This is a genomic window from Chryseobacterium paridis, assembly GCF_016595215.1.
GTDB lineage: Bacteria > Bacteroidota > Bacteroidia > Flavobacteriales > Weeksellaceae > Chryseobacterium > Chryseobacterium paridis.
The window spans coordinates 1,959,193-1,980,461 of sequence record NZ_JAENHK010000010.1 but is presented as its reverse complement, the minus strand read 5'-3'; the positions used below and the strand labels follow the sequence as shown (position 1 = coordinate 1,980,461).

General features: G+C 33.5%; 17 protein-coding genes. 14 read left to right on the top strand and 3 right to left on the bottom strand.

Annotation, left to right across the window (positions count from 1 at the left end; all coding sequences use genetic code 11):
• Positions 1-96 precede the first annotated feature (96 nt).
• From JHL15_RS18410 to JHL15_RS18400, 3 genes are all read right to left on the bottom strand, one after another.
• A complete protein-coding gene (locus tag JHL15_RS18410; RefSeq protein WP_262895641.1) occupies positions 97-1,788 on the bottom strand; it encodes a ribonucleoside-diphosphate reductase subunit alpha in 1,692 nt (563 codons plus the stop codon).
• Positions 1,789-1,814: 26 nt separating this feature from the next.
• On the bottom strand, positions 1,815-2,102 hold the full coding sequence (locus JHL15_RS18405; RefSeq protein WP_200248147.1) for an antibiotic biosynthesis monooxygenase: 288 nt from the start codon (positions 2,100-2,102) through the stop codon (positions 1,815-1,817).
• A 94-nt stretch (positions 2,103-2,196) separates the two neighbouring features.
• Complete coding sequence (locus tag JHL15_RS18400) at positions 2,197-3,171, bottom strand: ribonucleotide-diphosphate reductase subunit beta (protein WP_200248145.1); 975 nt, start codon at positions 3,169-3,171, stop codon at positions 2,197-2,199.
• 426 nt (positions 3,172-3,597) lie between these two features.
• Here JHL15_RS18400 and JHL15_RS18395 point away from each other — a divergent pair, with 426 nt between their 5' ends.
• The 14 genes from JHL15_RS18395 to JHL15_RS18330 all read left to right on the top strand — a co-directional run bounded on the left by JHL15_RS18395 (position 3,598) and on the right by JHL15_RS18330 (position 21,266).
• Positions 3,598-4,287: an ABC transporter ATP-binding protein gene (locus tag JHL15_RS18395; RefSeq protein ID WP_200248143.1), complete on the top strand. Its 690-nt coding sequence runs from the start codon at positions 3,598-3,600 to the stop codon at positions 4,285-4,287.
• 45 nt (positions 4,288-4,332) lie between these two features.
• Positions 4,333-5,562 carry an ABC transporter permease gene (locus tag JHL15_RS18390; protein ID WP_200248141.1) on the top strand — a complete coding sequence of 410 codons (1,230 nt, stop codon included), beginning with the start codon at positions 4,333-4,335 and terminating at the stop codon, positions 5,560-5,562.
• A 59-nt stretch (positions 5,563-5,621) separates the two neighbouring features.
• On the top strand, positions 5,622-6,893 hold the full coding sequence (locus JHL15_RS18385; protein ID WP_200248139.1) for an ABC transporter permease: 1,272 nt from the start codon (positions 5,622-5,624) through the stop codon (positions 6,891-6,893).
• A 31-nt stretch (positions 6,894-6,924) separates the two neighbouring features.
• Positions 6,925-8,118 (top strand): efflux RND transporter periplasmic adaptor subunit, encoded by a 1,194-nt coding sequence (locus JHL15_RS18380; protein ID WP_200248136.1) that lies wholly within the window; start codon positions 6,925-6,927, stop codon positions 8,116-8,118.
• A 161-nt stretch (positions 8,119-8,279) separates the two neighbouring features.
• The gene (locus JHL15_RS18375) at positions 8,280-9,800 is read left to right on the top strand and encodes a glycosyltransferase family 39 protein (RefSeq protein WP_200248134.1); all 1,521 of its coding nucleotides are present in this window, start codon (positions 8,280-8,282) and stop codon (positions 9,798-9,800) included.
• A 25-nt stretch (positions 9,801-9,825) separates the two neighbouring features.
• Positions 9,826-10,581 (top strand): subclass B1 metallo-beta-lactamase, encoded by a 756-nt coding sequence (gene bla / locus JHL15_RS18370; RefSeq protein WP_200248132.1) that lies wholly within the window; start codon positions 9,826-9,828, stop codon positions 10,579-10,581.
• A 146-nt stretch (positions 10,582-10,727) separates the two neighbouring features.
• Positions 10,728-11,633, top strand: coding sequence for an NAD(P)/FAD-dependent oxidoreductase (locus JHL15_RS18365; RefSeq protein WP_200248130.1), 906 nt, complete (start codon positions 10,728-10,730; stop codon positions 11,631-11,633).
• Between the two features lie 258 nt (positions 11,634-11,891).
• Positions 11,892-13,157 carry a serine hydroxymethyltransferase gene (glyA, locus tag JHL15_RS18360; RefSeq protein WP_200248128.1) on the top strand — a complete coding sequence of 422 codons (1,266 nt, stop codon included), beginning with the start codon at positions 11,892-11,894 and terminating at the stop codon, positions 13,155-13,157.
• Positions 13,158-13,216: 59 nt separating this feature from the next.
• Positions 13,217-13,678, top strand: a complete 462-nt coding sequence (locus tag JHL15_RS18355) for a regulatory protein RecX (RefSeq protein WP_200248126.1) — start codon at positions 13,217-13,219, stop codon at positions 13,676-13,678.
• 476 nt (positions 13,679-14,154) lie between these two features.
• Complete coding sequence (locus tag JHL15_RS18350; RefSeq protein WP_200248124.1) at positions 14,155-16,104, top strand: polysaccharide biosynthesis protein; 1,950 nt, start codon at positions 14,155-14,157, stop codon at positions 16,102-16,104.
• A 104-nt stretch (positions 16,105-16,208) separates the two neighbouring features.
• Positions 16,209-17,015: a polysaccharide biosynthesis/export family protein gene (locus tag JHL15_RS18345; protein ID WP_200248122.1), complete on the top strand. Its 807-nt coding sequence runs from the start codon at positions 16,209-16,211 to the stop codon at positions 17,013-17,015.
• A 137-nt stretch (positions 17,016-17,152) separates the two neighbouring features.
• Entirely contained in the window at positions 17,153-17,944 is a 792-nt protein-coding gene (locus JHL15_RS18340; RefSeq protein ID WP_234047809.1) for a polysaccharide biosynthesis/export family protein, read from the top strand.
• Between the two features lie 8 nt (positions 17,945-17,952).
• Positions 17,953-20,295, top strand: coding sequence for a GumC family protein (locus tag JHL15_RS18335; protein ID WP_200248121.1), 2,343 nt, complete (start codon positions 17,953-17,955; stop codon positions 20,293-20,295).
• A gap of 2 nt (positions 20,296-20,297) precedes the next feature.
• Positions 20,298-21,266, top strand: coding sequence for an SDR family oxidoreductase (locus JHL15_RS18330; protein WP_200248119.1), 969 nt, complete (start codon positions 20,298-20,300; stop codon positions 21,264-21,266).
• Positions 21,267-21,269: the final 3 nt, after the last annotated feature.

Genomic DNA, 21,269 nt, shown 5'->3' with positions numbered 1-21,269 from the left:
TTTGTTTTATATAATCAGACAATGTATTGGATTTAATGAAACAAAAAAAGCACGTTTAAAACGTGCTCAATATATAAATTGTTTATTATTTGCTGTCTAAGCTTCGCAGCTTGAACAAGATACAAAGTTCACCATCATTTCTTTAGATACTGATGAGCTTCTTTGATAATATAAAGTTTTTACTCCTTTTTTCCATGCTTCGATGTAAAGGTAATTAACATCTTTTACTGGCATAGTAGATGGAATCTGTAAGTTTAATGATTGTGCCTGATCAATATACTGTTGTCTTTGAGCAGCCTGAGAAATAATCTCCATTGGAGAGATCTCTTTGAATGTTTTGAATACTGCTTTTTCTTCTTCAGTTAACTCAGTCAAATGCTGAACAGAACCGTGATTCAACATGATCGTTCTCCACGTTTCTTCATTATCTAATCCTTTCTCTTCTAATAGTTTTGCTAAATATTTGTTCTTACGCATAAAGTTTCCTTTAGCCAAACCAGCTTTGTAATAATTAGATGCAAAAGGCTCAATTCCAGGAGAAGTCTGTCCTAAAATGGCTGAACTTGAAGTCGTAGGAGCAATAGCCATTACTGTGGTATTTCTTAATCCGTAACCTTTCAATAATTCAGGTTCTCCATAGATATTCGCTAATTCTCTTGATGCTTGTTCTGCCTGTTCTTTGATGTGTCTGAAAGCTCTTGCATTAAACTGAGTAGCCTCGAAGCTTTCAAACGGAATCATGTTTTTCTGTAAATAAGAATGATATCCTAAAGCACCTAGTCCAAGAGCTCTGTGACGCATAGCGAAATTTCTGGCTCCTTGCAGGTAATAGTTTCCTTCTGTTTTATCAATAAATTCAGTTAGAACGGCATCTAAGAAATAAACAGCTAATTTTACAGCATCTGTATCCTTCCATTCGTCATACAATTCTAAGTTCATGGAAGACAGACAGCAGATAAATGATTCTTCTCTTGTAGAAGGAAGCATAATTTCAGAACAAAGATTACTTGCATTTACAGTTAATCCCAAATCCTTATAAACTTGTGGCTTATTTCTGTTTACGTTGTCTGTAAAGAAGATATAAGGAAGACCTTTTTGCTGACGGCTTTCTAAAACCCTTGCCCAGATCTTACGCTTATCCATATCACCATCTATCATATCCTGCATCCAGTAATCAGGAACACAGATTCCTGTAAACAAATTCTGGATCGGGCTTCCGATATCTTTGATTGATAAAAATTCTTCAATATCTCCGTGGTCGATATCTAAATATGCAGCAAAAGCACCTCTTCTTACCCCTCCTTGTGAAACCACATCCATTGCAGTATCAAACAATTTCATGAAAGAAACAGCTCCTGAAGATTTTCCATTATCAGTTACCGCAGTACCTCTGTTACGAAGCTCTCCGAAATATCCTGAAGTTCCACCTCCAATTTTTGTCTGCATGATTACCTCACCCATTTTGTGGGTAATACCCTCAATACTATCCGGAATGTGAACGTTGAAACAAGAGATAGGAAGACCTCTTTGAGTTCCCATATTTGCCCAAACCGGAGAAGAGAAACTGATCCACCCTTTAGTGATCATTTCCTTGAAAGCTGGTTGTAATTCTGGTTTATATAATTTTTTGGCAGCAGCGGTGGTAATTCTGTCGATTGCTCCGTCTACAGTTTCCCCTTTTAACAGATATCCTCTGTTTAGCATTTGCTCAGACTCCTCGTTGAGCCACCATATATTAGTATTTTGTTCCTCCATAGTTGTTATATTTTCAAATTCCCGGATATCCATGTCGCATATCCAGGAATTTTGTGTTATTAAATTGATTCTAAAAATTCTACCTTGTGGGAACCGTTAAGTCCACTCTCATCTCTCAGTCTCTGAAATTCTTTGAAAGACGGTGTATTCAAAACTTCATGTTGTACCTCCTCATTCCTGTAATTAGAGTAATGTAAAAATGTAATACCATCCTCTTTTGCATACACTTTATATTCAAATGTAGATTGATCCAATTGCTTGAAGTCATTCAAAAACTTTTGAATATTTGCTTTGTTTTCTGAAACAAATTCGGGTTTTACAGTATAGGTTACAATTACGTTGATCATCTTTGTGTTTGGAATTTATTATCATTTCCAGAAAAAAGGATCTTTTTCCGGAATGACAGATCATTATTCAATTACTTGTCAGAAATTGTTTTAATTAAAACAAATCGTTCGCTGTAATACTCTTATCGTGTTTTGTATAGTCTACAGGTCTTTTAGCAAAGAAATCATCCATAGAGTTTGCAAATACTTCTTCTTCAAACCATTTCATAGGACGGTATTGTTCCGGAGAAATGTTGTAACGGGTTTGCATATTGATTTTCTTTAAACTGTCATCAACACGGTATTTCATGAAGTTTAATAAATCTTCTTTTGAGAATACGCTTATTTCTCCTAATTCGAATATCCAGTCCAAAATTTCACCTTCTAATTCTACAGATTGATCTACCAATGTGTAGATATCTTCAATATCAGAATCAGTTAATAACTCAGGCTGTTCTTCACGAATTTTATTGATTAAATAAATTCCTGCGTTAGCATGAATTTGCTCATCCACAGAAGTCCAGGCAATAATATTAGAAACGTTTTTCATATATCCTTTAAATCTGGTGAAAGAAAGGATGATTGCAAATTGTGAGAAAAGAGATACATTCTCAATCAGAATACTGAATAATAATAATGAAGAAACATATTCTTTAGGTGTAGAAGAATTAGCATGTTTAAGAACATTTGACAAAAAGTCAATTCTCTTTTTCACAGCCGGAACTTCTATTACATTACTAAATTCCTCATTATATCCTAATACCTCTAATAAACGGGAATACGCTTCTGAGTGGCGAAATTCACATTCTGCAAAAGTTGCTCCCAAACCATTAAGTTCAGGTTTTGGCATATGATTATATAGGTTTCCCCAGAATGTCTTTACAGACACCTCGATCTGTGCAATAGCAAGTAATGCATTTTTCACAGCATTTTTTTCGTGCGGTTCTAACTGCGAATGAAAATCCTGAATGTCTGCAGTAAAATCCACTTCTGAATGTACCCAGAACGACTTATTAATCGCTTCTACAAATTGAAGAACCTCAGGGTATTCAAAAGGCTTGTAACTTACTCTCTTATCAAAAATTCCCATATTAAAAATGTGTTTAAATTAAAATAATTAGATCACTGTGGATAAAACTCAAAGAATAAATAACGGCTTGATTTGTTGGAACTTATATTTAAAAGTTTTTCACAAGAAAAGTGTTTTTATTATTTGTTAGTGCGAAGCACAAAGTTCGAAAAAAAGAAACGATTTTGAAAGAGGTAAACACTAATTGGTTGACTTTTAACCGTAAAAGTTTTCCACATTTACATGAAACAAGCACTGATATTGGTTTAACTCCACTAATACACAGTAAATAAATATTTTTGATAAGTTACAGTTAAACAAAAGTTTTTAAATGTCTATTAATAAAGGTTTAATATGTTAAACAGTAAAAAATTGCAATAAATTTTTATTCTTGTAACAAATTGAAAGTATATACTACTTATAGGAGTATAAAACATAGATCACTTAATGTTAGTAATTCAGGATTTAAATAAATCATACGATACAGGGAAAAGTAAACTGCACGTTCTCAAGGGAATTAATCTTAATATTTCCGAAGGTGAGTTTGTTTCTATCATGGGAAGTTCCGGTTCGGGAAAGTCTACGCTTCTTAATATTATAGGTATTCTGGATGAAAAAGATTCAGGGACTTATGAGCTGGATGGCGTTCCTATTGAACATTTATCCGAAGTAAAGGCTGCTGAGTACAGAAGTAAATTTTTAGGATTTATTTTCCAGTCTTTTAATCTTATAGGATATAAAACCGCTTTAGAAAATGTAGCTCTTCCTTTATACTATCAGAATGTACCCCGAAAAGAACGTAATCAGATCGCAATGGAATATCTGGAGAAAGTGGGGCTTGCTCAGTGGGCGACCCACCTTCCTAATGAACTTTCAGGTGGACAGAAGCAAAGAGTAGCTATTGCAAGAGCTTTGATCACCAATCCTAAAGTTGTATTAGCTGATGAACCTACCGGAGCTTTGGATTCAAAGACGACTCATGATATTATGAAATTGCTGCAGGATATTAATAATGAAGGGAAAACGATCATAGTAGTAACTCACGAACCTGATGTTGCAGCACAGACAAAAAGAAATGTGATTTTAAAGGATGGAGTTATCGAAAGTGATGAATTTATCAAGCAGGTTGTTCTGTAAATAGTGAACCATACATTGACTTTAAAAAAGTAAAAAAATAAAATTATGTTTGACCTGGATCGTTGGCAGGAAATATTCAGTTCTATTCGCAGTAATGTATTGCGAACGGTACTTTCCGGTTTTACTGTAGCACTGGGGTTATTTATCTTTATCGTTCTTTTTGGAATTGGTAAAGGTCTTCAAAATGCTTTTACAGAAGGTTTTGCAAGAGATGCCCAAAATTTGATTTCCATTTTTACAGGGAAAACAACACTGGCTTATAAAGGATTACAGTCGGATCGTAATGTGACCATGAATAATGCTGATTATGATTTTTTGGTTAAAGCAGATAAAGAAAAAGTAGGGTATTCTACTCCAAGATATCAAACCAGTTTGCTGGTAAAATATGGAAAGGAAAGTGGTAACTACCAGGTCAACGGAGGAGATCCCGAAGAAAAGTTTATAGAGAACAGGAAAATTCTTGAAGGCCGATACATCAATCCTTCCGATCTTGAAAGGAAGCAAAATGTTGCTGTGATCGGACGAATGGTTCAGAGGGATTTGATCAAGAATGGAAGTCCTGTAGGAAAAGAACTTAATATCAACGGAACAATGTTCAAGGTCGTGGGAGTATTTTCCGATGATGGGGGAGACTGGGATGAAAGACATATTACTGTTCCTATCACTACTTTACAACAAATGAAAAAAGGCTCAGATACGGTAACTACGGTATATATAGCCTACAACGAAAAGCTGACGCCCCAGGAAGCTATAAAATATGGGAATGAGCTAAAAGATAGATTAAAAGCCAGGAAAAATGTTTCTCCCGACGATGAAAACGGGGTCCGGGTATGGAATAATGCTGAAAATATGAATGATACATTTATGTTTATGGCAGTACTTACCGGTATTGTTGGGTTTATCGGAATGGGAACTCTGATCGCAGGGATCATTGGGATCAGTAACATTATGGTTTATATTGTTAAAGAGAGAACAAAGGAAATCGGTGTCAGAAAAGCTATTGGTGCAAAACCTAGAAGTATTGTAGCACTTATTGTACAAGAGAGTGTTGTCATTACAGTGATTTCAGGTCTGATCGGAGTAGGTTTGGGTGTTTTAGCCCTTAGCCTTATGGGAGACAGGCTTGAGGAGTTTTTTATAAAGAACCCTAGTGTGGGCTGGGCGGAGATCTTTATGGCATTTCTTGCATTGGTTTTTTCAGGACTTATTGCCGGTTTTGTTCCTGCTTACAGAGCGTCGAAAATTAAGCCTATAGAAGCATTACGAACAGAATAAATGTTGCTGCTCATTAATAATAATTTAAAAAGTATAAATCAACCTCATAACTAACACCAATGAACATCTTATTTAAAAAGGATACCTGGCAGGAAATTTATTATTCATTGAGAAATAATAAACTTCGGACATTCCTTACCATGATCGGGGTAGGTTGGGGTATGTTTTTATATGTAAGTTTGCTGGGAGCAGCAAAAGGAATGGAGAACGGTTTTGATAAATTATTCTCGGGTTTTGCAACAAATTCTATTTTTTTGTGGGCTCAGAAAACTTCAATTCCTTATGAAGGTTTTCCAAAAGGAAGAGAGATGAAGCTACATCTTCCCGATATGGAAATGTTGAAAAGAAAGGTTCCTGAAATAGACTACATTTCGCCGCAAAATGCTCGGGGAAGTTTTACAGGAACACCGGGAGAATCCATGTCAAAAAATGGAAAAAGTGCCACTTATTCTCTTACCGGAGATTATCCTGTGGGAAATAAAATTTCAGAGAAGAAACTTATTTTCGGACGCTATATTAATGATGCAGATTTATCAGGAAATAAAAATGTGGCTGTGATAGGAGAAGAAGTTTATAAAAACTTTTTTGATTCTAAAAAGAAAGAAAATCCTATTGGAAAATCTATCAATATAAAAGGTCTCTTTTTTAATGTTATTGGTGTTTTCAGAGTGAAAAAAGGCGGCGGTTTTGAAAATGACCGTACTGTTTTCATTCCTCTTTCTACATACACGAAAATGTATAATGCGGGAGATAATATCGATATGTTTGCTATTGTCAGCAGGCCTGATGCCGATTTAAAGATTGTAGAAGAAAAAGTAAAACAGGTACTGAAGCTTAAGAATAAAGTTTCACCCGAAGATACGAACGCATTCGGGAGTTTCAACCTGGGAAAAGAATTCGGAAAATTGACAGGATTTTTAACCGGAATGCAGCTCTTAACAATTATCGTGGGAACACTTACGATCCTTGCCGGAGTTATTGCCATCTCAAATATCTTATTGATTACGGTAAAGGAAAGAACAAAAGAAATCGGAATCAGAAGAGCCTTAGGAGCGAAGCCTTCGGAAGTTAGAAATCAGATCCTCCTGGAAAGTGTTGTTATTACATTATCTTCAGGATTATTAGGATTCATGTCGGGAATATTTGTCCTCATGATTCTTAATATGGCAACACAGAATCAGGATGCCTTTCCATTTTATAATCCTACGGTAAACTATGGGAATGTATTTGCTGCCATGGCAGTAATGGTAATTTTAGGATTGATTATCGGAATGATTCCAGCTCAGAGAGCAGTGAAAATTAGACCTATTGAAGCATTAAGAACTGAATAAAAACCATTTAAATAAAAAATAAACTAGATATATGAAAAAGAAATTCACTTGGAAAAAAGCCATTTATATACTGTTGGGGCTTTTATTTGCAGTGGCATTATTCTCGGGAATTGGTTACTTGATCAAATCCAACTCTAAAGAGAGTGAGGCGTTCCTTACGCGAAAACCAACGGTCCAAAACATGGATGATAAAGTCATGGCGACAGGAAAAATTATACCAAAAGAAGAAATAGAAATCAAACCTAACATTGCAGGTATCATTGATAAAATTTTAGTGGATGAAGGAGATAAAGTGGTTGCAGGGCAATTGGTTGCGACTGTTAGAATTATCCCGAATATTGCTGATGTAAACAACGCACAGCAGGAAGTTCAGAATGCGGAGCTTCAGATCAGTAATGCCAAACTGAATGTGGATAATATGCAGAAACAATTTGATATGCAACAGAAATTATATAGTCAGGGAGTTATTTCCAAGCAAGATTATTTAAATTCTCAGCAGCAGTTATATTCCCAGCAACAAACTCTTAAAAATGCAAATCAGCAGTTCCAGACAGCACAAAAGAGATTACAGATCGTGAAAACCGGAGCAACTCCTGAGTTACAGGGTTTTGCTACTACCCAAATCCGTTCTAAAGCTGCAGGAACCGTACTTGATGTCCCTGTAAAAGTGGGAAGCCAGGTAATTGAAGCTAACTCCTTCAATGCAGGAACAACAATTTGTTCTATTGCAGATCTTAACTCATTGATTTTTCAGGGAGAAATTGATGAAGCTCAGGCTGGAAAACTGAAACAAGGGATGCCAATGAATATTGTAATCGGTGCTTTACAAAATAAGACTTTCCCTGGGAAATTAACAATGATTGCCCCTAAAGGAAAAGATAATTTAGGAACGATTAAATTCCCGGTTGAAGGTGATGTGAGTAATCCTAACAATGAATACATCAGAGCTGGATTTTCGGCAAATGGAGAGATCGTATTAAATTCTCAAAAGAATGCTTTGTTATTGGATGAATCACTTGTTCAATATGAAAAGAGCAATGGAAAGGATAAATCTTTTGTTGAAGTGAAACAAAAAGACGGGAAGTTCAAGAAAGTATATGTGAAATTAGGAGCCAGTGATGGTATCAATGTTCAGGTGCTTTCAGGGATCGATAAGAATTCTGAAGTGAAAGTCTGGAACCCTTCTGATAAAGATAAAGAAGAGCTTAAAGAAAAGAAAAAATAATAAACTAACCAGATACATTTATCTAAGATCCCGGAAAGTAATTTCCGGGATTTTTTGTTGACTGATTAAAGTTGCTGTTCTATTCTGTTAAATTAAACTGTTCAAAGATGTAATGAAAAAGAAGTTTAAAATGTCTTAATTTTAATTCCAAACTTTAACCTATGAAGAAAAGTTATCTGATTCTTTTTGTTTTTATCATTGCGAAATTTATTCTTCAATATATACTGATTAGTCCTGAATACGAATTGCACCGGGATGAGTTTCTGCATATTGATCAGGGAAATCATCTTGCATGGGGCTATTTGTCAGTTCCCCCTTTTAGCTCATGGTTTGCATGGCTAATTCAGATATTGGGTGGATCTGTATTCTGGGTTAAATTTTTTCCTGCTTTATTTGGAGCATTAACGATAGTTGTAGTCTGGAAAATCATTGAAGAATTAAAAGGAGGGTTGTTTGCTCAGGTTCTCGCTTCTCTTGGATTGCTGTTTTCTGTGCTTTTACGATTAAATATGCTTTTTCAACCTAACTCCTCAGAGGTATTTTTATGGACTTTGTTTTTTTATATTTTAATTAAATATATGAATACAGAAAAAGTAAAATGGCTTTATTTCGGAGGGATAATTTTTGGTCTGGGCATTTTAAATAAATACAATATTGCTTTTCTTGCATTGGGTTTTATCCCTGCACTTTTGTTAACAAAACAAAGAAAGATCTTTAAAAACAAACATACATATTGGTCTGGACTTATAACTTTAGTTATTATTTTTCCTAATTTATTATGGCAGTATAATAACAACTTTCCGATTATTCACCATATGAAGGTGCTTTCAGAAAACCAATTGGTGAATGTGAACAGATTTGATTTTTTTAAGTCTCAGTTATTATTCTTTATAGGTGTTACGTTTGTTATATTAATTAGTTTCTACGCCTTGTTATTTTATAAACCATTTGAAAAGTTCAGATTCTTTTTCTGGGGATATGTAATTGCAATATCACTGTTTGTATTTTTTAAGGCTAAAGATTATTATGCGATAGGTCTTTATCCTGTGTATGTAGCTTTTGGATCGGTTTATTTGGATCACATTTTGGAAAACGGCTGGAAACGATTTCTCAAACCAATCTGTATTCTGCACCCTATCATATTATTTATCCCTATGTATCGTATTTCATTTCCTAATAAGAGTCCAGAGTTTATTGTGAATAATCCGGAGCGGTATAAGAAATTTGGATTGTTACGGTGGGAAGATGGAAAAGATCATTCATTGCCTCAGGATTTTGCAGATATGCTAGGGTGGAAAGAATTAGCTCAAAAAGTAGATAAAGAATATTCCAAATTATCGAAGACTGGGAAAACACTCGTTCTATGTGATAATTATGGGCAGGCTGGAGCCATTAACTACTATTCAAAGATGGGAATAAAAGCTGTCTCATTTAATGCCGATTACATCAATTGGTTTGATCTTAAAGACAAATATTTTAACTTGATAAGAATAAAAAACGATGATAATGACGATGAGCTAAAAGAGACTGGGCCTTACTTTGAAATTTCAAGAAAAGCTGATTCTATTACCAATCCTTTTGCCAGAGAAAAAGGGACTCTTATTTTTAGTTTCAGTCGGGCAAAAATAGATGTGAGAGCAAAAATAAAGAGTGAGATTGATGAGGGCGAAAGTGAGTTTTAGAATATTTTTATTAAAAGAATAAAGAATGAAATCATTATTTAAAATTTTGAGCGTGTTGTTGACGATAGTTTTTTTTGGGTGTATTTCTCAGAAATCTTCATCTGTTAATTCTAAGGTGGTTTATAAATCCCATGATCTCATTATTAAAAAGTTGTCAGCAAGCGTTTACCAGCATATTTCCTATATAGATACAGAAACATTTGGACGGGTTCCCTGTAATGGAATGATTGTAAAAGATGGTGATGAAACGGTAATTTTTGACACTCCAACTAATGATAAGAGTTCAGGTGAATTAATTAAATGGATCAATAACAATCTGAATGCAAAGATTAATGCCGTTATCGCCACCCATTTTCATAATGATTGTGTAGGTGGATTAAAAGAGTTTACTAAAAGTGGTATTCCATGTTACGCTACTTACAAAACCATAGCATTAGCAAAAGAAAATAAATTCAATGTTCCTGACCATGGATTTGATAATAGTTTGACTTTAAATGTTGGTAAGCAGAAAGTATATGCGACATTCTTTGGTGAAGGCCATACCAGAGATAATGTTGTGGGCTACTTTCCGGGTGAAAATGTGATGTTTGGTGGCTGTCTGATTAAAGAAGTTGATGCCAGTAAAGGATACCTTGAAGATTCAAACGTTAAAGCATGGGTCGGAACCGTAGAAAAAGTTAAAAATACATATCCTAATGCGAAAATAGTTATTCCGGGGCATGGAGAAGTTGGTGGTCAGGAATTATTGGATTATACGATAAAGTTATTTAAAACAGAATAGATAATAAAGGTCTTTGTCTTGAAGTATCAAAGGTTGTTTAAATATGGCTGATTGTTTTTGATCAGCTTTTTTATTATTTTATTATCGCAATAGTGTTGCGTTATTGAAAAAATATTGTATCTTTGTCTTATATTTTATTTTAAACCATGGGAGGAAATCTTTTTGATGTCATAATAATTGGAGGAAGTTATGCCGGGCTTTCCGCGGCAATGGCTTTAGGGAGATCTTTAAGGAATGTATTGATCATTGATGGAGGAAAACCTTGCAATGCGCAAACACCTTATTCTCATAATTTTCTGACACAAGATGGCAAAACCCCTAAAGAAATTAGCAATGAGGCTACATCTCAGGTGAAAAAATATAGTTCTGTAGAATTCTATGATGGTCTGGCTATAAAGCTTTTGAAGACTGACAGCGGATTTGAAGTCGAAACACAATCAGGACAAAGATTCAAATCTAAGAAACTGATCATAGCTACAGGAATTAAGGATATAAAACCGGATATTTCAGGATTCGATGAATGTTGGGGAATTTCTGTTTTACATTGTCCTTACTGTCATGGATACGAGGTTAAAAATGAAAAAACAGGAATTATAGGAGATGGAGATTTTGCTTTTGAATTTTCCAAAATGATTTCGCACTGGACAAAGGATCTTACCCTGTTCACCAATGGGAAATCAACATTATTAGAAGATCAGATAAAAAGGTTGAAGGAAAAAAATATTTATCTTGACGAAAATGAAATTAGCAGTATTGAACATATCAATGGAAAGGTCGAGAATATAATTTTCAAGAATGGAAATCAACATCCTGTAAAAGCTATTTACGCAAAAGTTCCTTTTGAACAGAATCTGAATATTTCTGGAGATTTGGGAATTGAAATAGCTGAATCTGGTCATATAAAAACAGATGCTTTTTATAAAACCAATGTGTATGGAGCTTATGCATGTGGTGATAGCTCCTCAATGATGCGATCGGTAGCAAATGCTGTGGGATCGGGAAATTTTGCTGGAGCTATGGTTAATAAAGAGCTTATTGAAGAAGAATTTTAATTAAATTTTAAGTGTTTTAGTGTTCCCTGCCGTACTTGTACAAAAGGGAACTTTTTTATTATAAGATAAACGAAGATCTTTCTGCTGGTCACTTTAAAAATAAGTAGACAAATTATTTTCAGATTATAGCACTAGATAGGGATTGAGAATAAAGAAGATTTCTTGAAATTTTATTCCAAAAATCATAGGTAAGGTTACTGAAATCTTGCAGGAAATTCCGTACATTTGGACTGAAAAATCTTAAAAACTTAAAGTAAAATGGATATTATTTTCGACCTGATTGAAAAGGAAAAACAAAGACAGACTCATGGCTTGGAGCTCATAGCATCAGAGAATTTTGTTTCTGATAATGTAATGAAAGCAATGGGAAGTGTATTGACTAACAAATATGCAGAAGGGTACCCCGGTAAGAGGTATTATGGTGGATGTGAAGTAGTAGATGAGGTCGAAACTTTAGCAATAAACAGAGCAAAAGAACTTTTTGGAGTTGATTATGTAAACGTTCAGCCTCACTCAGGTTCTCAGGCAAATGCAGCTATTTATCTTGCAGTTTTAAAGCCAGGAGATAAAATTATGGGAATGGACCTTTCTATGGGAGGGCACTTGACTCATGGTTCTGCGGTTAATTTTTCAGGAATTCAATATAATGTGGTTTCTTACGGAGTACAACAGGAAACTGGTTTGATCGATTATGATCAAATGAGAGAAGTTGCTTTAAGAGAAAAACCAAAAATGCTTATTGCTGGTTTTTCAGCATATTCAAGAGATTTAGATTATGCAAAATTTAGAGAAGTCGCTGATGAAGTAGGAGCTACTCTTTGGGCAGACATTGCACATCCTGCAGGTCTTGTAGCAAAAGGATTATTGAATTCTCCTTTTGAACATTGCCATGTAGTAACCACTACTACTCATAAAACATTAAGAGGTCCGAGAGGAGGAATGATCATGATGGGTAAAGATTTTGAAAATACTTACGGACACAAGACTCCAAAAGGTGAGATCAAAATGATGAGCCAAGTTCTGGATGGTGCTGTTTTTCCAGGAATCCAGGGAGGTCCGCTGGAGCATGTTATTGCTGGTAAGGCAATTGCTTTTGGAGAGGCTTTGGATGTTCAGTTTGAAACCTATGCTAAACAAGTTAAATCTAATGCTCAGGCTTTAGCAAAAGCTATGATCAATAGAGGTTTTGATATTGTAAGTGGAGGTACGGATAATCACCTGATGCTTGTAGATCTTAGAAATAAAGGAGTAAATGGAAAAGAAACAGAAAAAGCATTAGTATTAGCTGATATTACATGTAATAAAAACATGGTTCCTTTCGATGATAAGTCACCGTTTACGACATCTGGTATAAGATTAGGAACTGCTGCAATTACAACCAGAGGATTGAAAGAACAGGATATGGAAACTATTTCAGAATTGATCTCTGAAGTTGTTGATAATATTAAAAATGAAGAAGTTCTTTCATCTGTAAGAAAGAAAGTGAATGAATTAATGGAAGGGAAAGCTTTGTTTAATTACTAATTTTTACCTAAATTAAAATATAAAGAATGAGCATATGCTCATTCTTTTTTTATAAATATATGGATAAGAAATCTTATACTTTTATCGAAATCAAGCAAAAATTGGTTAACTATTGTGTTTACCAGGATCGTTGTCATGCTGAAGTAGAGCAGAAGATGAGGGAATTTACATTAATCCCTGAAGCCAAAGAGGAGATTCTTTTATACCTGCTACAGGAAAATTATTTAAATGAAGAAAGATTCGTAAGAAGCTATATTAGAGGAAAGTTTTATATAAAACATTGGGGGCGAAATAAAATTCGAATCAATTTAAAGCAAAAACAGATTTCCGAAAAACTGATTAATGCATGCTTTGATGAGATAGATGAAGATGATTATTTTAAGACAATTTCAAAAATTTTTGAGGATTATTATTCTAAACAAAGCGGATTGAAAGAATATCAAAAAAAATCAAAAGCTATCAAATATTTAATGGGAAAAGGTTTTGAATATGAAATTATTTTACAAATAATGGAAAGTTAACATATATATAATTTTACCACTGATTGTTTTAGATTAAAAAAAAATAGTTTTGCTTAAACTTAAATGTACCGTAAATAGTTTTTTGAAAATGTGGATTCTTCCCATGATTATTTTATTGCTTTGTTCCCAAACTGTATAATTTTTATAATATAAGCCATTTATATGTAATGTCTTATATGATTTTATTAAAAAAAAATTAAAGTTTAGACTTGTAATGCAATAAGTGGCACGAAAAATGCATGTGGTTTGCAATATTTATATTTCGAATTTATATCTAAAAAAGGGTAAAAATACGGTGGTAATTGCGAAAAAAATATGTGAATTTTGTACTATATTTTTGTTATTAACAATAATATAAATTAGAAAGATAAACCTGTAAGAAATAGATAACATAGAAAAAGAAATTAATTTTTGCATTTAAAAGTATGAGTTTTATCTATTACCTTTGCCAAGCTAATAAAATCACCTGATGTTGAATGAAAAAGTTGCATGAAGCTTTTAATGCTCTTTACAATGGCGATAACATTGTGAAAATCACCAAGTTGAGATATATACCAAGATGGTTAGTTATTGTTATTGATATTCTTATTATATTATTCTCTATATTGCTTTCACGTCTGTTTTTAAGAAATTTAGATGTTAAGGTTAATTTTCCAGAATACACTTTCCAAAAAAGAATTTTACTTATTGGAACAAATATTATATTTATGTATGTCTTTAAAACCTATGCGGGGATTATAAGACATTCTACCTTTTTTGATTTTTTCAAGATTATATTATCATCCGGAAGTACCCTGGTAACACTTTTAATAGTAAACTATTTTTCGCAGCTGGCAATGGGTACGTCATTGTATTTATACCCTAACCTTTTTTTATATTTTCTTATTTCAGTATCCATAATGTTCTTCTTTAGAATGATCACTAAGCAGTTCTTTAATATTCTTATTGATATCAAAGGAGCTTCTTCTAAGGTTAGAATTGCTGTTGTAGGAGTAGGTGAGGCATCAGTAGCATTGGCACGGGCTATTATGCATAATCCAAATTATCCCTATCGATTACAGGGATTTCTTACAGGAAGATCCGATTCTAATAGAGCATTATTATTAGGATATAAAATCTATAATAAAAATCAGTTTTTTGCAAGTGAAAAATTAATAAAGCAATTTGATGCTGTATTATTAATTAAAGAAATCATGACAAAGCAGGAAATCGAAGAATGGATGACCTTGGCTTTGGATAAGGGATTGCGAGTTTTGAAAGCTCCAACTCTTAGTAAAATGAGAGATAGTGATCTGGTAGGAGGAATTAGTCAGCTTCAGATTGAAGATTTACTTAACCGTAAACCTATTAAGATCGAAAGTGAGGATGTTACAAAAAGACATTTTGAAAAGAATGTTTTGGTAACAGGCGGTGCTGGGTCTATCGGAAGTGAGATTGTAAGACAGGTTGCACAGTTCAGCCCTTCGTTAATTGTTGTACTTGATCAGGCAGAATCTCCTTTGTATGAACTTGAGTTGGAGCTTATTGAAAAGTTTCCTCATCAGAAATTTAAATTTGTACTGGCTGATATCTCGAATAGTTATAGGTTAGAAAAAGTATTTGAAGATTATCAATTTTCAATGGTTTATCATGCAGCAGCTTATAAGCATGTTCCATTAATAGAAGAGAATCCTCATGAAGCAATTTTTGTAAATATTTTAGGAACAAAGAACCTAGCCTTATTATCAAAGAAATATAAAGTCAATAGATTCGTAATGGTATCTACAGATAAAGCTGTAAACCCAACTAATGTAATGGGTGCATCCAAAAGAGCAGCTGAATTATTTGTACAATCATTACAGAATTCACCTGGAAATACTACAAAATTTATTACAACACGATTTGGTAATGTATTAGGTTCCAATGGTTCGGTTATTCCACATTTCAGAAAACAGATAGAAAAAGGTGGACCGGTAACTATTACACATCCGGATATCATAAGATACTTTATGACTATTCCTGAAGCGTGCGAACTCGTGCTTCAGGCAGGTACAATGGGTAATGGTGGAGAGATCTATGTATTTGATATGGGTGAACCAGTTAAAATCCTGGATCTGGCAAAAAGAATGATCAAATTATCAGGTTATACACCTGATGTAGATATCAAAATTACATTCATAGGACTTAGACCTGGTGAAAAACTATATGAAGAACTTCTAAGTAATAATACTGTTACAATTCCTACTCATCATGAGAAGATTCTTATCTCAAGAGATCCTTTAATGGAGTTTGAAGAGGTGGATATTTTATGTAAGCAGATTATCTTGGCGGCTGTGAAGAGAGATAAGTTGCAGGTTGTTAGGATATTAAAAACGATAGTTCAGGAATTTATTAGTAATAATTCTGAATTTGAGATTTTAGATAGAGAGCCTTTAGTAGAAGAATAAAGTAAATGATACTTGATGTATCAATAAAGTAATAAGTAAGTATAAACCATCGCATTTTTTGCGGAAAAATTAATTATCCTATTTTTGTGGAAAAATTATCAGGAATGAGTTTGAAATATATTATTTATGGGGCTATAAGTCTGGCTATGTTTTCTTGTGCTACGAAGCAGGATATTAATTACATGAAAGATATTGATGGTATAGCATTAGAAAATTCTATTAAGAATAGCAGAGTTGATTTTCAACCTGGAGATCAATTGATTATTACCGTCTCAGCAAAAGATATGGATGTAGTTAAGCCATTTAACCAAAACTATGCTTCAAGTACTACCATTACACAATATTCAATACCAAGTTCTAATAATCTTCCCCAGCAAACTCCTCTATCAGGACCAACATATAATATAGATACAAACGGGGATATTATTTTCCCCCAAATTGGAAAAGTAAGTACAAAGAACGAAAATATTGAGACATTAAGAGCTAAACTAACTGGACTGCTATCAGAATATGTGAAAGCCCCTATTGTAGATATAAAGCTTATTAATTTTAAAGTTTCTGTACTTGGAGAAGTTACTAAACCTGGAACTTATGTAATTCCTGATGGAAATACGACCTTATTCGGAGCTCTTGGTTTAGCTGGAGATTTGACCGCATTTGGTGTTAGAAATAATGTTTTAATTGTTAGAAATATAGATGGACAGATTAGTAAGGAAAGAATAGATCTTACCAGTGCAAATTTTATTAATTCTCCTTATTACTATCTTAAGCAAAATGATGTGATTTATGTTCAGCCAAATGCTAATAGAGAAAAAGCGGCAAGAGTAGATCCAAACACAGGATTATACATTTCTGTAGCTTCAGTAATAGCTTCGATCACTGTTGGGATCTTAGCTTTAATTAAAAATTAAGATTTATAATAGAAATATTTTATAAATGCTCGCACTTTGGTGAGTGTTATGTTACAAATTAATTGAAAAAAGGAGTTGGTTCAAAATATAATATTCATTTATGATATATTGAACTAATACTTACAGTAGACTTAAATATGATGAATAAAACAATTATCAAATATCTTTTAATTCTGTCGGTAGTTTTGGTATCATGTAAACCAAAGCAGAATATGGTATATATGTCGCAGCATAATATGGAGGAAGAAGTTGCCAAAGCTAAATTTCAAGGATTACATATTCAAGAAAGTGATGTGCTTTTGATTCTCGTTTCTGCACTTGACGAAAATGCAGTCAAACCTTTTAACCTTAACACAGTAAACAAGGTAGGAAGTGAGTCTACGACTGGTGTAAATCAATATGTACAGCCGAGCGAGTATTTAGTTAATGAAGAAGGATATATTAATTTTCCAGTATTAGGGAATGTATATACTAAAGGTATGACACAAGTACAATTAAAACAGGATCTTGAAACTCGGTTAAAGAGATATCTTACAGATCCTTTAGTGACAATTACTTTAAAGAATTTTAATGTAAGCGTTTTAGGAGAAGTTAAAGTTCCTGGCCAAAAAGAAAGCAGCACACAGAAACTTAATATTTTCCAGGCATTAAGTTTGGCTGGAGATATGACGGATTTTGGGGATCGTACAAAAGTGAAATTAATACGTCCTGGTGATGATGGGGTAGATCAGATTGTTAATTTGGATTTGTCCAGATCAGATATTGTGAATTCACCTTATTATTATATGAAACAGAATGATGTACTTTATGTAGAACCTGACAAGAACAAGCAGGTTCAAGCTAATTCCAATCCAAACAGAGCCCTTACTTTCCAGATCATTGCTTCTGCATTGGCAGCAGCAACTCTTGTTATTTCTTTAACCCGATAAATAAAAACATGCAACAGATAGAACTTCAGGAGAGTGAAGAAACATTGAATTTGAGGAAGATTATTGGAAAATACCTTAGTAAGTGGCCATGGTTTGTTGGGTTTATTTTTTTATTCCTAATTGTGGCATATATCTATCTCAGATATTCAGTGCCTCAGTATCAGTCAACTACTACTCTTAAATTTGATAAGAAACAAAATGATATAACTGGTGCACTTGCAGACTTGGATAATCTTGGGTTAGGCTTGGGGAACGCTGACGAACTGAAAAGCGAAGTCGCAGTAGTTACTTCAAGACCAATACTTATGAAAGTTGTAGAGAACCTTAACCTTAATGTACAGTATTATAATTCAGGAGAAATTAAGGATTCGGAATTATTTACAAAAATACCAATTACTGCTAAAGTTATTTCTTATAATGATGATAAAAAGTTTATATCTTCTGAATATATTGTAAAAGAAGTAAACGGAAACAATTTTATTCTTGAGACTGAGGAAAAAACGGATGTTAAAGGAAGTTTTGATAAAGTTTTGAAATTGAATTTTGGAACTGTAATTTTACAAAAGACACCAGGACTTTCTTTTCGTTCAAAATATAAGATTGTTTTTTGGAATCCTTTAGAGAAGGTTAAAAAATTAGAAAAGAAAATACAAGTTAACTTACCAGATCAAAAAGCAATGTTGATGAACATCAGCCTGGTGGGTACTGTTTCTGAAAAATCAGAAGCTATTCTTAATGAAGTAACAAAGCAATATAATCTTGATGGTCTTAAGGATAAAAATTTACAGGCACAGAATACACAAGAGTTTATAGATAAACGATTAGAGGTTATCACTCGCGATCTTTCCGGAGTAGAGAATCAAAAAGAAGATTTTCAAAATCGCAATCGTATTGTTGATTTGCAAGCCCAAGCGCAATTAGCTCTTCAAAATACAAGTGATAATACAAAGGCGCTTCTTCTTCAGCAAACTCAACTTGATCTTTTAAACTCTCTCCAAACAGAGGCGTCTAAAGGAGGAAATCAAATTATGCCTTCTAACTTAGGTCTTAATCCATCATTAGAGCAGGCTATTTCGCAGTACAATACACTTCTTATCAGTAGAAATAAGACATTGAAACAAGCAACTATGGAAAACCCTGCTGTAGTTGAAATGAATAAAGAGATCACTTCATTGAAAGAAATTGTTCGAGATAATATTCGTCAACAAAAGGCAACAATGGAGGCTTCAATAGCTCAGTTAAATGGACAAATATCAACAAGTACAGGAATGATAGAGAAAGTCCCTGGACAATCAAAGGTCTACAGAGGTATAGAACGTCAACAAAACCTTAAGGAACAACTTTTTCTTTTTCTTTTACAGAAAAGAGAGGAAAATGCAATTAATCTTTCAGTCAATGTTCCTAAGGCTAAAATTGTAAACCCTGCATTTACAGAGGATATTCCTGTTTCACCTAAGAAAAGTTTAGTTCTTTTGGGAGCTATTGTGTTAGGAGTATTAATTCCTTTTGCAATATTTTATTTCTTCTTTATGTGGGATGATAAGATTTACAGCCGATATGATATTACAGATCGAACATCACTTGGAGTTCTTGCTGATATTCCATCATTGAAAGATGAAGAAAATCACCTGGTTCAAAAAAATGATTTTTCTGAACTTGCAGAAGCTTTTAGAGTACTGGTCTCTAATTTGAAATTTGTTTTACCTTCTAAGGATTTAGCAAAAGTTGTCATGGTAACCTCTTCAGTAAAAGGAGAAGGTAAGACCTTAGTTTCTGTTAATCTGGCACTTACATTGGGGAATAAAAATGGAAGATCTCTTCTTATAGGTTCGGATATTAGAAATCCGCAGATTCAACGATATGATAATGAACCTATAAAAAGAAAAGGATTAACAGAATATTTATATGATGAGTCAATCAACATTGAGGACCTTATCCTTACATCTGATACGAATCCAAATTGTGATGTAATTTATGCGGGAAGTATTCCTCCGAATCCCCAAGAGCTTTTATCAAACGGCAGATATAAGAAGTTGATAGATCAAGTTCGACCAAACTACGCTTATATTGTGATAGATTCAGCACCATTAATGCTTGTTTCAGATACGCTCAACATTGCTGATACTGCCGATGCAACGCTTTATGTAGTAAGGTCTGGAGTCTCAAGAAATATATTAATTGATTTTGCTAATGGATTAGTAAAAGAATCAAAATTATCTAACGTCTCATTTGTAATTAATGATGTTTCTAAAAATGCTGGAGGTTATGGCTACGGATACAACTACGGTTACGGTTATGGCTATTCGAGTGAAAAGAAGAAAACATGGTGGCAAAAAATATTTAAATCATAAACATGTATAAAGTTTTAATTACAGGTGGAGCAGGTTTTATCGGTTCTAATTTAACAGAGTATTTTTTAAGTAAAAATTACAAGGTTGTTTGTCTAGATAATTTTGCAACTGGGCATCGTCATAATATTGAACCATTCTTTCAGAATCCTAATTATACTTTAATAGAAGGTGATATTCGTGATTTGGAAGTTTGCAAAAAGGCTGTAGATGGAGTGGATTATATTTTACATCAGGCTGCTTTAGGTTCTGTACCACGTTCTATTAAAGATCCTATTACAAGCAATGATGTTAATGTTTCAGGTTTTTTAAATATGCTAATTGCTGCACGTGATGCAAAGGTTAAACGTTTTGTGTATGCAGCTTCATCTTCTACATATGGAGACTCAGAATCTTTGCCAAAAATTGAAGAAGTTATTGGTAAACCATTATCTCCTTATGCTGTTACAAAATATGTAAATGAGTTATATGCAGATGTATTTAGTAAAACTTATGGAATGCAATGTATTGGATTACGATATTTTAATGTTTTTGGGCGACGTCAAGATCCAAATGGTGCCTATGCAGCAGTTATTCCTTTGTTTGTAAAACAGCTTATGAATCATGAAGCTCCTAAAATTAATGGTGAAGGAAATTATTCTCGAGATTTCACCTATATAGATAATGTCATTCAAATGAATGAATTAGCAATGCTGACAAATGATGCTGAAGCCATCAATACAGTATATAATACAGCAGTTGGTGATCGAACTACTCTAAATGATTTAATTAAATATTTAAAAGAATACTTAAGTGAATTTGACATTGAAATTAGTCAAGTTCAACCTATTCATGGTCCAAATCGGGTAGGAGATATTCCACATTCTTTAGCGTCAATAGAAAAAGCTAAAGCATTATTAGGATACAAGCCTACTCATACAATTGATAAAGGATTAAAAGAAGCTGTACAATGGTATTGGGAAAACTTAAAATAGATA

What these genes read in the sequence shown, in the direction of transcription:
- JHL15_RS18410 (WP_262895641.1), bottom strand. Translation starts at nt 1,788, where the DNA reads ATGGATATCCGGGAATTTGAAAATATAACAACTATGGAGGAACAAAAT.
- JHL15_RS18405 (WP_200248147.1), bottom strand. Translation starts at nt 2,102, where the DNA reads ATGATCAACGTAATTGTAACCTATACTGTAAAACCCGAATTTGTTTCA.
- JHL15_RS18400 (WP_200248145.1), bottom strand. Translation starts at nt 3,171, where the DNA reads ATGGGAATTTTTGATAAGAGAGTAAGTTACAAGCCTTTTGAATACCCT.
- JHL15_RS18395 (WP_200248143.1), top strand. Translation starts at nt 3,598, where the DNA reads ATGTTAGTAATTCAGGATTTAAATAAATCATACGATACAGGGAAAAGT.
- JHL15_RS18390 (WP_200248141.1), top strand. Translation starts at nt 4,333, where the DNA reads ATGTTTGACCTGGATCGTTGGCAGGAAATATTCAGTTCTATTCGCAGT.
- JHL15_RS18385 (WP_200248139.1), top strand. Translation starts at nt 5,622, where the DNA reads ATGAACATCTTATTTAAAAAGGATACCTGGCAGGAAATTTATTATTCA.
- JHL15_RS18380 (WP_200248136.1), top strand. Translation starts at nt 6,925, where the DNA reads ATGAAAAAGAAATTCACTTGGAAAAAAGCCATTTATATACTGTTGGGG.
- JHL15_RS18375 (WP_200248134.1), top strand. Translation starts at nt 8,280, where the DNA reads ATGAAGAAAAGTTATCTGATTCTTTTTGTTTTTATCATTGCGAAATTT.
- bla (WP_200248132.1), top strand. Translation starts at nt 9,826, where the DNA reads ATGAAATCATTATTTAAAATTTTGAGCGTGTTGTTGACGATAGTTTTT.
- JHL15_RS18365 (WP_200248130.1), top strand. Translation starts at nt 10,728, where the DNA reads ATGGGAGGAAATCTTTTTGATGTCATAATAATTGGAGGAAGTTATGCC.
- glyA (WP_200248128.1), top strand. Translation starts at nt 11,892, where the DNA reads ATGGATATTATTTTCGACCTGATTGAAAAGGAAAAACAAAGACAGACT.
- JHL15_RS18355 (WP_200248126.1), top strand. Translation starts at nt 13,217, where the DNA reads ATGGATAAGAAATCTTATACTTTTATCGAAATCAAGCAAAAATTGGTT.
- JHL15_RS18350 (WP_200248124.1), top strand. Translation starts at nt 14,155, where the DNA reads ATGAAAAAGTTGCATGAAGCTTTTAATGCTCTTTACAATGGCGATAAC.
- JHL15_RS18345 (WP_200248122.1), top strand. Translation starts at nt 16,209, where the DNA reads ATGAGTTTGAAATATATTATTTATGGGGCTATAAGTCTGGCTATGTTT.
- JHL15_RS18340 (WP_234047809.1), top strand. Translation starts at nt 17,153, where the DNA reads ATGATGAATAAAACAATTATCAAATATCTTTTAATTCTGTCGGTAGTT.
- JHL15_RS18335 (WP_200248121.1), top strand. Translation starts at nt 17,953, where the DNA reads ATGCAACAGATAGAACTTCAGGAGAGTGAAGAAACATTGAATTTGAGG.
- JHL15_RS18330 (WP_200248119.1), top strand. Translation starts at nt 20,298, where the DNA reads ATGTATAAAGTTTTAATTACAGGTGGAGCAGGTTTTATCGGTTCTAAT.